15 protein-coding genes and 1 pseudogene are annotated in these 12310 nt (G+C 72.2%); 6 read left to right on the top strand and 10 right to left on the bottom strand.

Going from position 1 to position 12310, the window contains the following annotated elements:
* Position 1: 1 nt before the first annotated feature.
* Positions 2-376, bottom strand: coding sequence for a cupin domain-containing protein (locus tag RM812_RS14290; RefSeq protein ID WP_311572885.1), 375 nt, complete (start codon positions 374-376; stop codon positions 2-4).
* 129 nt (positions 377-505) lie between these two features.
* Here RM812_RS14290 and RM812_RS14285 point away from each other — a divergent pair, with 129 nt between their 5' ends.
* Positions 506-952, top strand: a complete 447-nt coding sequence (locus RM812_RS14285) for a MarR family winged helix-turn-helix transcriptional regulator (protein WP_311572884.1) — start codon at positions 506-508, stop codon at positions 950-952.
* A gap of 122 nt (positions 953-1074) precedes the next feature.
* On the opposite strand, the gene RM812_RS14280 is transcribed toward RM812_RS14285, so the two are convergent.
* The gene (locus RM812_RS14280; RefSeq protein WP_311572883.1) at positions 1075-2154 is read right to left on the bottom strand and encodes a lytic polysaccharide monooxygenase auxiliary activity family 9 protein; all 1080 of its coding nucleotides are present in this window, start codon (positions 2152-2154) and stop codon (positions 1075-1077) included.
* Positions 2155-2323: 169 nt separating this feature from the next.
* Here RM812_RS14280 and RM812_RS14275 point away from each other — a divergent pair, with 169 nt between their 5' ends.
* Positions 2324-2773 (top strand): GNAT family N-acetyltransferase, encoded by a 450-nt coding sequence (locus tag RM812_RS14275; protein ID WP_311572882.1) that lies wholly within the window; start codon positions 2324-2326, stop codon positions 2771-2773.
* A 23-nt stretch (positions 2774-2796) separates the two neighbouring features.
* Here the strand turns inward: RM812_RS14275 and RM812_RS14270 are convergent, their stop codons facing one another.
* Positions 2797-2931 carry a hypothetical protein gene (locus tag RM812_RS14270; RefSeq protein ID WP_100047231.1) on the bottom strand — a complete coding sequence of 45 codons (135 nt, stop codon included), beginning with the start codon at positions 2929-2931 and terminating at the stop codon, positions 2797-2799.
* 151 nt (positions 2932-3082) lie between these two features.
* On the opposite strand from RM812_RS14270, the pseudogene RM812_RS14265 reads away from it, so the two are divergent.
* Positions 3083-3705, top strand: a pseudogene (locus tag RM812_RS14265) (class I SAM-dependent methyltransferase).
* On the opposite strand, the gene RM812_RS14260 reads toward RM812_RS14265, so the two are convergent.
* Positions 3702-4202, bottom strand: coding sequence for a DUF402 domain-containing protein (locus RM812_RS14260; protein ID WP_311572881.1), 501 nt, complete (start codon positions 4200-4202; stop codon positions 3702-3704). The pseudogene RM812_RS14265 and the gene RM812_RS14260 sit on opposite strands and share 4 nt — an antisense overlap.
* Positions 4183-5112, bottom strand: a complete 930-nt coding sequence (locus RM812_RS14255) for a GNAT family N-acetyltransferase (protein ID WP_311572880.1) — start codon at positions 5110-5112, stop codon at positions 4183-4185. The genes RM812_RS14260 and RM812_RS14255 overlap by 20 nt, the downstream gene beginning before the upstream one ends.
* A 71-nt stretch (positions 5113-5183) precedes the next feature.
* Between RM812_RS14255 and RM812_RS14250 the strand changes: the two genes are divergently transcribed.
* The gene (locus RM812_RS14250) at positions 5184-5552 is read left to right on the top strand and encodes a GntR family transcriptional regulator (protein WP_311572879.1); all 369 of its coding nucleotides are present in this window, start codon (positions 5184-5186) and stop codon (positions 5550-5552) included.
* 65 nt (positions 5553-5617) lie between these two features.
* On the opposite strand, the gene RM812_RS14245 is transcribed toward RM812_RS14250, so the two are convergent.
* The 5 genes from RM812_RS14245 to RM812_RS14225 form a co-directional block, all read right to left on the bottom strand.
* The gene (locus RM812_RS14245) at positions 5618-6397 is read right to left on the bottom strand and encodes a DUF72 domain-containing protein (RefSeq protein WP_311572878.1); all 780 of its coding nucleotides are present in this window, start codon (positions 6395-6397) and stop codon (positions 5618-5620) included.
* Positions 6398-6413: 16 nt separating this feature from the next.
* Positions 6414-7508 (bottom strand): DUF5925 domain-containing protein, encoded by a 1095-nt coding sequence (locus tag RM812_RS14240; RefSeq protein ID WP_311572877.1) that lies wholly within the window; start codon positions 7506-7508, stop codon positions 6414-6416.
* 91 nt (positions 7509-7599) lie between these two features.
* Positions 7600-8415, bottom strand: coding sequence for a polysaccharide deacetylase family protein (locus RM812_RS14235; protein WP_311572876.1), 816 nt, complete (start codon positions 8413-8415; stop codon positions 7600-7602).
* Positions 8408-9406 carry a glycosyltransferase family 2 protein gene (locus RM812_RS14230; RefSeq protein ID WP_311572875.1) on the bottom strand — a complete coding sequence of 333 codons (999 nt, stop codon included), beginning with the start codon at positions 9404-9406 and terminating at the stop codon, positions 8408-8410. Before RM812_RS14230 ends, RM812_RS14235 begins: the two co-directional genes overlap by 8 nt.
* The gene (locus RM812_RS14225) at positions 9403-10293 is read right to left on the bottom strand and encodes a glycosyltransferase family 2 protein (RefSeq protein WP_311572874.1); all 891 of its coding nucleotides are present in this window, start codon (positions 10291-10293) and stop codon (positions 9403-9405) included. Before RM812_RS14225 ends, RM812_RS14230 begins: the two co-directional genes overlap by 4 nt.
* Positions 10294-10912: 619 nt before the next feature.
* On the opposite strand from RM812_RS14225, the gene RM812_RS14220 reads away from it, so the two are divergent.
* Positions 10913-11719, top strand: coding sequence for an SGNH/GDSL hydrolase family protein (locus RM812_RS14220; RefSeq protein WP_311572873.1), 807 nt, complete (start codon positions 10913-10915; stop codon positions 11717-11719).
* 260 nt (positions 11720-11979) lie between these two features.
* The gene (locus RM812_RS14215) at positions 11980-12249 is read left to right on the top strand and encodes a hypothetical protein (RefSeq protein WP_311572872.1); all 270 of its coding nucleotides are present in this window, start codon (positions 11980-11982) and stop codon (positions 12247-12249) included.
* Positions 12250-12310 lie beyond the last annotated feature (61 nt).

Below are 12310 nucleotides of genomic sequence, written 5' to 3'. Positions count from 1 at the left end.
CCTAGTTGGCCCACGGGGGAGTGATCCGGGTGCCGTCGGCGAGCTCCGCCTCCAGGCCGACGGAGGTGGTGACCCAGGACGTGGCGGTCCGGTCGGTGGGGTTCTCGACGGCGAGGGTCGCCCCCGGGCTGATGATCACGGTGTCGCCGGCGGTGACGCGTTCGGTGCGGCCGTCGAGGGTGATCAGCAGCTCGCCGGTGAGCAGGTGGAAGATCTCCTCCCGGTTGACGGTGTGGGCGGGGGCCTTCGTCCCCGCGGGAATCTCGCCCCGCCAGGCGCACAGCTCCTTGCTGCCGGTGCGGGGAGTGGCGTACGAGACGAAACGGGCGCCGTGGATCTCGTGGGTGACGGCTTCGGACGAGCGGACGACGGGCATGGCGGTCTCCTGGCCGGTACAGGCCGATACAGGCCGATACAGAGGTAGATGGTCAAGTAGCTTGACCATCCTGTCGGCCTCTATGGTCAAGCCGCTTGACCATTACGTCAAGGGTGTTTCAATGCCCCCGTGCAGAACTCCGACGCCATGGCCCTGTCCGCCGCCCTGCTCGCCGCCGCCGGTGGGCTCACGCAGCGCATCCACGAGGGTGTCGTCGCCCGCGGCTTCGAGGGGCTGCGACCCGCGCACGGATTCGCGTTCGCCCGGCTCGCCCCGGACGGCGCGACGGTCACCGACCTCGCCGCGCACCTCGGGATGACCAAACAGGCCGCCAGCCAGCTCGTCGACGAGCTGGTGCGCAAGGGGTACGCCGAACGCCGGCCGCATCCCGCCGACGCGCGCGCCCGGCTGGTCATGCTGACCGAGTCGGGGTGGGCCTGCACGCGGGCCGCGGAGGCGGCGGCGGCGGACGCGGTGCGCGCGTGGGTGGACGTACTCGGCGAGAGCGAGGTCCGCGCACTGGGCGACCGCCTGCTGCGCATCGCGCCGGGCGGACCCGTCCGGCCCGCCTGGTGACCCGTTGACACCAGCGGCTCGCACCCCGCCACCCGCGCCTCGGTCCTCGACCGGCCGAGGCGCCCGGCACACCACGCGGCGCCCGTCCGGCCTGAGCCGCCGGACGGGCCCCGCGTCCCGGGTCAGCGACCGTGCCGGCCACCGCTCAGCGCCCGCCGGCGGGCCGAGGCGAACAGTGCCGCCGCACCCAGTGCCAGCGCGGCGGCGCCGCCGACGGCGATGTAGGTCGTGCTGCTGTCGCCGCCGGTCTCGGCGAGGTTCTCGGTGCCCGCGCCGGCGGCCTTGACCTGGTTGGGCCCACCGGCGGCGGCCTCGGTTGCCTCAGCGACCTGGGTGGCCTCAGCGGCCTGGGTGGCCTCGCCCGGCGCCCCGGCCGCCGGGCCGGTCGGGTCCGTGGTCGTCTCGGCGTCCTGGTCGCCGTGGCCGTGGTGCTCGATCGTCGACTTGTCGGCCGCGGCCGCGATCTGCTCCTCGGACGGGGCGGAGGCCGAGGGGGCCGGAGCGGCGCCGCCCGCCGCCGTACCCTCCGTGCCGCTGCTGCCGCTGCTGCCGCTGCTGCCGCCGAAGGACACGTCCGAGCAGGAGTAGAAGGCCTCCGGGCTGTCCGAGCGCTGCCAGACCGCGTACAGCACGTGCTTGCCCGAGCGCTCGGGCAGCGTGCCGGAGAAGGTGTAGAAACCGCCCGAGGCGGCCGGGTCGGTGACCGTCGCCACCGGGGCGGACAGGTCCAGGTCACCCCAGCCCAGCGGCCCCGCCGGGTCGTAACCGGGCTTGGTGATGTACACCTTGAAGGTGCCCTTGTGCGGGGCCGTCACGCGGTACTTGAAGGTGTACGAACCGCTGCTCACGCCGGTCGCGGGCCAGTCGGCACGCGCCAGGTCCAGGCCCTTGAACTGCGGGTCGTTCGCGCTGCACAGCTTGCCGTCCGGGATCAGCTCCTGGTGCTTCCCTGCGGCGTTGCCGATGCGGATGCCGTTCCAGTCGTAGAGCGCCTGGGTGCCGCCGGCCGCGACGGCCGCCTTGCACGCCTCGGACTTCGGGCTCTCCGGGCCCTCGGCGTAACACTGCGACACCCGGCTGACCGGGTCGCCCATCGAACCGTGCGCGGCGGCGGGCGGGGCGGCCAGCGTGGTCAGGGCGAGCGGGGCGAGGCCTGCGACGGCGACGGCGGCGACCTTGCGGGGCGCGGACAGTGCGGGCATGGGGAACTCCTCGAAACGGTCACTGGGAACGTGGGCCAAAACCCGTGGGGTGATCAGCAAGCTAGCCCCAAGAAACCGTGGAATCGCCTGCTGGAGGCGGGTGAGGGAGATCCTTATGGTCGCGTTAAGGGAGTGCTCAGGCTGCCCTGAGGTAACTACTGTGCGGGGCATGGTGAACGAGGAGATCAGGCCGGCCACCGCCGCCGACGTACCCGCGGTCGGGGCCGTCACGGACGCCGCGTACCGCCCCTACATCGAGCGCATCGGGGTGGTGCCGCAGCCCATGGAGGCGGACCATGCGGCGAACGTGGCCGCGGGCCGGGTGTTCGTCCTGGGCGAGCCCGTCGTGGGCCTCGTCGTCCTGGAGGCGCTCGCGGACCATCTCTTCCTCGACAGCATCGCCGTCCACCCCGACGCGCACGGAACGGGCGTGGGGCGGCGGCTGCTGCGCTTCGTGGCCGCACACGCGCGTGCGCTGGGTCTGCCCGAGGTCAGGCTCTACACGAACGCGAAGATGTGGGAGAACCAGAAGATCTATCCGAAGTACGGGTACGAAGTCGTGGAGCGTCGAGTGGACGGGCCCTACGACCGCGTCCACTACCGCAAGCGGCTGCTCTGAGGCGTCTCATGGCGATCGCCCGGTCAGCTGTCCGGCCACCACGTGCGCGCGATGTCCTTGCGGACCTCCGGACGGCCCGAAGGGCGCTCGTCCGCTTCCTCGCGGACTCGGCGGGCGTCGGTCTTCTTCAGGGGCTTGTGCACGGTCAGACGGCGCATGGCTGCCTCCTTACGGATCCACCGGGTTCCGCGTTCTCACGGAGGTAGACCCCTTCCCCGAGAGTTACTCATCGATGCGTGCCTGTCAGTGGCGGTTGTCACGTTCCCGCGCCTCGACTCCGTTGTCAGCGGTGGGTGCCACCCTGGGCACATGGGCAACGACAGTGACGAGACGACCGCGTTGCGTACCGACTGGGACGCGATGGCCGCCACCTTCGACGACGAGCCCGATCACGGCCTGCGCGACCCCGGTGTCCGCCGGGCCTGGGCCGCCCGGTTGCGCTCCTGGCTGCCCGAACGGGCCGGTGACGTCCTCGACCTCGGCTGCGGCACGGGCAGCCTGTCGCTCCTCGCGACCGAGCAGGGGCACCGCGTCACCGGCGTCGACCGGTCCCCGGCCATGGTCGAGCGGGCCAGGCCAAACTCGCCGGTCGTGACGCGGTGTTCCTCACCGGTGACGCCGCGGCACCACCGGTGGGCGAGCGGCGCTTCGACGCCGTGCTCGTCCGCCACGTGTTGTGGACGCTGCCCGACCCCGGACGGGCCCTGCGGCACTGGCGGGAGTTGCTGCGTCCGGGCGGGCGGCTGGTCCTGATCGAGGGCGTGTGGGGGACCGTCACCCCGGTCGGCGTACCCGCCGACCGGCTCCGCGCCCTCCTCGCGCCGCTCGCCGGGCAGGTGCGCGTGGAGCGGCTGTCGGGTGATCCGTCGTTGTGGGGCAAGGAGGTGGACGACGAGCGGTACGCGCTGGTCGCGGTGGAGTCCTGGCCCTAGGCCAGCAGGTCCCCGAAGTCGTCCCCCCGGGCCAGCCGTTCCAGCTCGTCCAGCGCGGCCACGGCGGCGGCCGCGGCCCGCGGGTCGCGCTCGGTCAGCCCGCTCTCGGCGAACTCGTCCTCGTCCAGGCGCCGCACGTCCGTGCCGTCGGCGGAGCGCCACAGGTCCAGGTCGAGGTCCTCGACGACCAGTTCGGAGCCGGTGAGCACGGCGGGGCGGGTGATGTCGCAGTACCAGCCCTTCAGCGCGCCCGAGGCGGACCGGACCTCCTTCACGGAGTACCAGCGGTCGCGCCAGTAGTACTCGGTGAAGACGTCGCCGGCCTCGAAGCGTACGAAGCCGAAGTCGCGGACCCCGGCCCCGGCCCAGGGGGCGCGGACCGCGACACGCGTGCCGTCGTCGTGCAGCAGCACGCTCGCGTACCGGATCTTCGTACGGCCCGCCTTGACCAGGACGACGTCCACTTCGGTCGGTGCCTCAGCCGAGTTCGCGGACATGGCGCACCTCCGTCGCGCAGATCTCGTACCCGAGCCACTTGTTGATGGTGAGCATCGGGCCGTTTCCGGTGTCGTTGCCCGTCAGCGCCTCGGTGTATCCGGCGGCGCGGGCGCGGTGCAGGGAGTCGGTCTTGGCGAGCTTGGCCAGGCCCCGGCCGCGGTGGGCGCGGACGGTGCCGGTCATGGCCGTGGAGTAGCGGGTGCCACCGTCGGTGTAGGCGACGCTGAAGGCGGCGGGGCGGCCGTCGACGACCGCGACCGTGGTCAGTTCACGGTTCAGCAGCGGGTGCCGCCAGGTCTGTGCGAGCCACGCCTCGTAGTCCGTGAACTCGATGTCGACGTCGCTCGGTTCGTCCGCCAGCGTCTCCGCGTCCAGTTCGAACATCGGGCGCGGATCGTCGGCGAAGTCGGCGGCGGTGCGCAGCTCGACGCCCGGGGGAGGCGACCCGAGGGGCGGGAGCGTGCCGTTCGCCAGGTCCAGCCGGAGGAAGTGGGCGGAGCGCCGGCGCTCGTAGCCGTGCCGCTCGGCGAAGGCCAGGTTGGCGGGCTCGTCCAGCACCCAGGCGAACAGCTTCGTCGCCCCCTCGGCGGCGAGGTACTCCTCGGCCGTACGCACCAGCAGCCCACCCGCACCGTGCCGGACCTTGTCCGGACGGACATAGACGTTGAGGTACGCCTGCCCGGGCTCCGGGCTGTCGTGGACCAGCCCGATCTGGGCCGTGCCGATCATCTCCCCGTCCTCCTCCGCGACGAGGGACCGGTTCCGGGCGTCCGGGTGGGCATGGACGAGGTTGTGGACGACGGCCTCGGGCGTCCACAGGATGAACGGCAGGGCGAGATGGCGGACACGGGCGAACGCCGCGACGTCGGCCGGGACGTCAGGACGAAGATCGCGCACAAGAACGGTCATGTGGGCGCACGCTACGGCGGACGGACCATCGGGCGCCTCTCATTTTCCCGGGGATACGGGACAATCGCTGCGTGACCTTGAAGATCCACATCGACGACGGCGCCCCGCCCTACGAGCAGGTGCGCACCCAGATCTCCGAACAGGCGCGGTCGGGTGCGCTGCCGGTCGGACACCGGCTGCCGACGGTGCGCGGGCTGGCCGAGTCCCTGGGGCTCGCCGCGAACACGGTCGCCAAGGCGTACCGGGCGCTGGAGGCGGACGGGGTGATCGAGACGCGCGGGCGCAACGGCACGTTCGTCGCCGCCGCGGGCACCGCGGCGGAACGGGAACTGGCATCCGCCGCGCAGGCCTACGCCGCGCGGGCCCGCAGGCTCGGGCTGACGGAGCCGGACGCGCTGGCGGCCGTACGGGAGGCCCTGCGGGCGGCTTACGCCGGCTGAGCGGCTCTTCTACCCGCGGGGGCGTGGTGGCCGGCCGCGCTCACGCGGCGGAGCCGTACGACGACTCAGCCCCGCGCCTCTTCGGTGGTGCTCCCCGGTGTGCGGGTGACCGTCAGGTTCGACGTGCGCGCCAGCCGGGCGAAGACCTGTGCGTCGCGGACCGCCGCCGCGTTCGGGTCGTTGTTGAAGTACACGAACACGTCGTTCCCCTCCGCCCAGGTGGTCCTGATGCGGTCGACCCAGGTCGCCAGCGACCGGCGTCCGTAGTGCGGCCAGGCGGCGGCGCGGCCCTGGTGGAAGCGGACGTACCCCCAGTCGGTGGTGCGCCACAGCGGCGTGACCGGTTGGGCCCGGACATCGGCCCAGCACAGCGCCGCGCCCCGGGACTCGAGGACCCCGCGCACCTCGGGCGTCCACCAGGACTCGTGCCGGGGTTCCACCGCGACCCGCGTCCCGGGCGGGAAGCAGGCGAGGCAGGCGTCCAGCAGGCCCGCGTCGCCCCGAAGCGTCGGCGGCAGCTGCAGCAGCACCGGGCCGAGGCGGTCGCCCAGTCCGGCCGCGTGGGTCATCAGGCGGTCGACCGGCTCCCGCGGCTCCCGCAGCCGCTTGATGTGGGTGAGGTAGCGGCTCGCCTTGACCGCGATCACGAAGTCCGGCGGCACCCGCTCGCGCCACGCCGCGAACGTCTCCCGCGTCGGCAGCCGGTAGAAGGCGTTGTTGATCTCGACCGTGGCGAAACCGGCCGCGTACCGCTCCAGCCACAGCCGGACGGGCAGACCGGCCGGATAGAGGGCCTCCCGCCAGTCCCGGTACTGCCAGCCCGACGTGCCGACGAAAAGGGGCATACCTCCATCAAAGCAGCTACAGGTACAGCCCGGCGTCCGCCCCGTCCCGCGGCTCCGGCAACGCCGTCGGCGAGATGCCCCGGCGCAGCGCGTACAGCTCCGCCAGCGTGGCGCCCTCACGGCCCACACCCTCCTCGGTGCCGAGCCAGTCCGCCGCCTCCCGGCGGGTCAGCGGGCCGACCTCGATGCGGGCCAGACAGCGGCCCGGGCGGACGACGGCCGGATGCAGCCGTTCCAGGTCCTCGTTGGTCGTCACACCGACCAGGACGTTGCGGCCCTGCCCGAGCAGGCCGTCCGTCAGGTTCAGCAGCCGTGAGAGCGCCTGGCCGGCGGTGTGCTTGGCCTCGCCGCGGATCAGCTCGTCGCAGTCCTCCAGCAACAGCAGCCGCCAGCGGCCCTTGCCCGCCGTGTCCTCCTCGCCGATGGCGATGTCCATCAGATAACCGACGTCGGAGAAGAGCCGCTCCGGGTCCAGTACGCAGTCCACCTGGCACCAGTCCCGCCAGGACCGGGCCAGCGTGCGCAGCGCCGAGGTCTTGCCGGTGCCCGGCGGCCCGTGCAGCAGGAGCAGCCGGCCCGCGATGTCCTCGGGGGTGGTCTTCATCAGGCGGTCCATCGCGTCCGCCACCGGCGCGGTGTAGTTGGACCGCACCTCGTCCCAGGTGCCCGCCGCGATCTGCCGGGTGGTGCGGTGCGGGCCGCGCCGCGGGGAGACGTACCAGAACCCCATCGTCACGTTCTCCGGCTGCGGCTCGGGCTCGTCCGCCGCGCCGTCCGTCGCCTCGCCGAGCACCTTCTCGGCCAGGTCGGCGCTGGTCGCCGTGACCGTGACGTCGGCGCCCCGGTTCCAGCGCGAGATCAGCAGCGTCCAGCCCTCGCCCTCCGCCAGCGTCGCGCTGCGGTCGTCGTCGCGGGCCATGCGCAGCACGCGTGCGCCGGGCGGCAGCAGCGTCGCCCCGGACCGCACGCGGTCGATGTTCGCCGCGTGCGCGAACGGCTGCTCGCCCGTCGCGAAACGGCCGAGGAACAGCGCGTCGACGACGTCGGAGGGCGAGTCGCTGTCGTCCACGTTGAGCCGGATCGGCAGGGCGTCGTGCGGGTTCACGGACATGCCGCCATGATCCGGCACACGGACGCCGGGTGCACCCGCTTTCCCGGGCGCGCCCGGCGCGCCCGGCCCGGGGTGACCGGCGGCAGGAGGTTCAGGCACCGGCCCCCAGCACCCGCCCGCGTGCCTGCCGCGCCCTGCGGAGTACGGCGTACCCCTTGGTGAGGGCCCGGTCCCGGACGAAGGTACGGGCGATCGCGCGGCCCTCGACCAGCCGGGCGAACTCGTCGGGCCCGGTGCGGCGGCGCACGGTGACCCGCCGCAGCGCGTACGGCCCCTGGGGGCGGCGCGCCAGGCCGTTGCCGACGGCGAGCGCCTGCGCGTACCCCGTCTCGCGCACCGCCTGCCGCACCCGGCGGTCGGAGTAGCCGTAGGGATAGGCGAACGAGGCCGGTACGGTGCCCAGCTGGTCCGCGATGATCTCCTTGCAGTGGATCAGCTCGAACCGCAGCCGTTCCCCGCCGAGTTGGTCGAGCTGCGGATGCGTGTGGCTGTGCCCGCCGATCTCCACACCGGCGGCGGCCAGTTCGCGGACCTGGTCCCAGTCGAGCATGGTGTCCAGGGCGCCCCCGGTGTCGTACGGGCCGCGCAGCCAGCCGGTCGTGACGAACAGGGTGGCCGGGAAGCCGTGTTCGGCGAGGGCGGGCAGGGCGTGCCGGTGCACGCCCTCGTAGCCGTCGTCGAAGGTGATGAGGACGGGCCGCTTCGGCAGCGGACGGCCCGAACGCCACGCGGCGGCCAGCTCCGCCGTGCCGACGGGGGTCAGGCCCCGGTCGGCGATCGCCGTCATCTGCTCGGCGAACGCGGCCGGTGTCACCGACAGGGCGCGGGTGGCGTCGTTCGGGTCGGCCGCGACCGAGTGGTACATGAGGATGGGCACCCGCGCGTCGGCCTCGTGCGCCTCAGCCATGCGCGTCCCCCTCGAACGGCGCGAGCGGCGTCACCGAGAACGTGGCTCCGCCCCGCCGCGCCCGTACGCTCCCCACCACGTAGCCGCCCGCCGCCGTGAGCACCCCGGCGACGATCGCGCCCGCCCGGCCCGCACCGCCCGGCCGGGCCAGTGCCGCGTCGCGCAGCCCGCGCGCCACACCGGCCGGCAGGACGCGGGTGGCGTACCGGCGTTCGGACTCGAGGCCCTTGTCCGCGCCGACGCTGCGGGCCACCAGGGCCTTGGACAGGCCCTCGGCGTAGGCGCGGGTGCGGAAGTAGCCGAAGTGCTCGCGCGCCTCGGGCACCCGGTGATGGATCACCGCCCGGTCGTCGATGAGCAGCACCGCGTCGGGCCTGGCGCGGGAGAGCCGGATGCACAGCTCGGTCTCCTCGCAGCCCAGCGGACGCTTGTCGCCGTCGCGTCCGATGCCGGTGGCGAAGCCGCCCGCCGCGTCGAACGCCTCGCGCCGGAAGGAGGCGTTGCCGCCCAGCACGTTGCGCACCCGGACCCGGCCGGGCGGCAGGCCGCGGTACGTGCAGCCCACCACCCAGTCGAACTCCTCCGGGAACCAGTCCGGCCGACGCCCCGACGCCCAGATGGGCATGGTGCGCCCGCCGACGGCCATGACCCGCGGGTCGGTGTACCCCTCGGCGAAGTGCCTGAGCCAGTCGCGCTCGGCCACGGCGTCGTCGTCGAGGAAGGCGATGACCTCGCCGCGCGACGCCGCGATGCCGGTGTTGCGGCCGGCGGACAGACCGCGGGGGCCCGCGTTGGCGAGCACCCGCACGTCCTGCCGCTCCTTGTACTCCTTCAGCAGCCGGTCCCGGAGCGCCTCGTTGTGGTCGACGACCAGGAGCGTCTCCCGGGCCGGGTGGGACTGCGCCCGCACCGAGGAGACCGCCGCGAGGATGTCCTCCCAGCGGTCCTCGGTGTAGACGCAGATCACGACGGAGATGTCGGGACCGCTCAAGACGCCTTCCCCCGCACCGAACCGACCGGAGCGACCCGGGCGGCCGAACCGACCGGAGTGACCGGGCCGACCGAACCGACCGAACCGACCGAACCGAGCGTCGGCGAGTGCGTACGGCTGCGCAGCTCACGCCGGTTGGAGCGCTCCTCGAGGATGACTCTGAGCACCCGCAGCCCGTCCCGCACGGCGCGCAGGTTGCTGACCCCGTGGATGCGCAGGTACTCGTGGCTGGGTATCTCCTGTACCTTCAGGCCGGCCTTGACGACCCGGATGTTCATCAGGGTCTCGACCTCGAAGCCGGTGCAGTCGAGGTCGATCTTGTCCAGGCAGTGCCGCCAGAAGGCGTTGTAGCCGTAGCACAGGTCGGTGTAGCGGGCGCCGAACTTCCGGTTGACCACCGCGCACAGGGCGCGGTTGCCGAGCTTGCGGATGAAGGTCATGTCGTCGGTGCCGCCGCCGTTGGCGAAGCGGGAGCCCTTGGCGAAGTCGGCGCCCGAGACGAGGGCCGAGACGTACGACACGATCTCCTGGCCGTCGGCCGAGCCGTCGGCGTCGACCATCACGATGATGTCCCCGGTGCACGCCTCGAAGCCGGTGATCAGCGCATCGCCCTTGCCCTTGCCGCGCTGCTCGACGACCTTGACGTCCGGCCACAGCTCCCGGGCGACCGCGACGGTGTCGTCGGTGGAGTTGCCGTCCACGAGGACGACCTCGTGGATCCAGTCGGGCAGCGTCTTGAAGACGTAGGGAAGGTTCTCCGCCTCGTTCATGGCGGGTATCACCACGCTCACCGGCGGCGCTATCGCCAGGTGCGAGGAGACGGGCCGGTACTTGCCGCCGGGTGTCGGATCGTTGCCCGTCGACGCCGGCTGCAGAACTGAGCTCATGAGTCTGGTCCCTCTCGTCCGGCGGACCGCCCGCCCCAGGGGCGGTCCGGCTCTGTATCCGGTTCGAAAGGGGGGTTCTCACCCATGGCGCGCCGGGACGGATCTCCGTGCGTGCCAGGTGAGCAGGCAAAGCCTGTCGGTGCCGGAAGGAAAACGGCAGCCGACCGCGCGGCGCGGCCCGGTCACCGGTGCGGTCACCGAGCACGGCACCCCCCTACCGCGCGTCCCGCCCCGGTCCGCCGCGGCCTCGAGCCCTCCCCTGAGCCGCTTGCCGACGCACCGATGCGAGAGATGTATGACGGTATTGACGATTGACGCCTTATGGCAAGACCTGGAGCCAGGCCTCACGTTTTTGTTGGTTTGTCGTCATCCGTTCTTCTTGAAAGGCGTTCTCGCGCGACGACCGGTCCCCCGGACCGTTCCGCTTTGCCCCCCGAAGCCCAAGATGCCGGGCCTCAATGTGGCGCAGCTCACCGGAGACCGTCAAGACGGCACTGGTGTTCCCACCGGCCTTCGTCCGATTTTGAACGACCGTCAGCCAAATTTGGCATGGACACTTCCTGTCAACACGCGTAGCTGATACCACGGTTGAGGCAGAGATCCTGCTAAGGGAGGTTCCATGAGACGTTCCCGACTTGTCGGATTCCTGAGTTCACTCATCCTCGCCGCCGGCGCCGCCCTCACCGGGGCCGCGACCGCCGAGGCCGCCCAACCCGCCGTGTCCGGTGGCTATGTGGCGCTCGGCGACTCCTACTCCTCCGGGGTCGGAGCGGGCAGCTACATCAGCTCCAGCGGTGACTGCAAGCGCAGCACGAAGGCCCACCCGTACCTGTGGGCGGCCGCCCACTCACCCACGACGTTCGACTTCACCGCCTGTTCCGGCGCCCGTACGGGTGATGTTCTCGCCGGACAGCTCGGCCCGCTCAGCTCCGCCACCGGCCTGGTCTCGATCAGCATCGGCGGCAACGACGCCGGGTTCGCCGACGTCATGACGACCTGTGTGCTCCAGTCCGACAGCTCCTGTCTGTCGCGGATCGCCACCGCCGAGGCGTACGTCGACTCGACGCTGCCCGGCAAGCTCGACAGCGTCTACTCGGCCATCCGCGACAAGGCCCCGGGCGCCCACGTCGTCGTCATCGGCTACCCGCGCTTCTACAAGCTCGGTGCCACGTGCCTCGGCCTGTCCGAGGCCAAGCGGAAGGCGATCAACGAGGCCTCCGACCACCTCAACACCGCGATCGCCAAGCGAGCCGCCGACCACGGCTTCACCTTCGGTGACGTGCGTCCCCCCTTCACCGGTCACGAGATCTGCTCCGGCAGCTCCTGGCTGCACAGCGTGAACTGGCTCAACATCGGCGAGTCGTACCACCCGACCGCGGCCGGCCAGTCCGGCGGCTACCTGCCGGCCCTGAACAACGCCGTCTGACCCGAAGCGGAAGGAGAAGGGGAAGGAGTGCGAGAGGGGGAGGCCCCGCCCGTCGGGGCCTCCGTCCCCCGACCTCGCCCCGGGGGTGTGAGATCGCGGGTCGGCTGTCCAACTCGCCCTGGAATCTGTCGGATTCGGAGAATGATCGTCAACCTCCTTACGGGGAAGGTGAATCCTGCGACCGCGATACACGCATGCCGTACCGGGGCGATAGGGTTACCCTGCCCGGGCCGGGTGGACTCGTACGGGTGGGGAGTGACATGGAACAGATAACAGTGCGCAGCAGGGCAAGGGTCCCTGCGATCACCTGCGGGAGCAGCGCGACCAGCTCTCGCCTCGACCGTCATCTCGCGGTGCTCGGAGGGCCTGCCCTCCCGCAGCGGGAGACGATGGAGGCGACGTCGCTGATGCGTGAGCTGACCGCACGTGAGCCCGCGCACAAGCGCAGCAGCAGAGGCGTCAGGGTGCGCCGGGTCTCGCTGTTCGCGCCACTGCGTCGACTGCGCCGCTCGCTGTTCGGCGGCAACTGAGGCCCGCGCCCCGGCGGTCACACCGTCCCGGCGCGGCGCCGCGCATTCGTCCGTCATCCCC

The organism is Streptomyces lancefieldiae, assembly GCF_031845825.1.
In the GTDB taxonomy this organism is placed as follows: Bacteria; Actinomycetota; Actinomycetes; order Streptomycetales; family Streptomycetaceae; genus Streptomyces; species Streptomyces lancefieldiae.
This window is presented reverse-complemented; position numbering and strand designations above follow the sequence as displayed.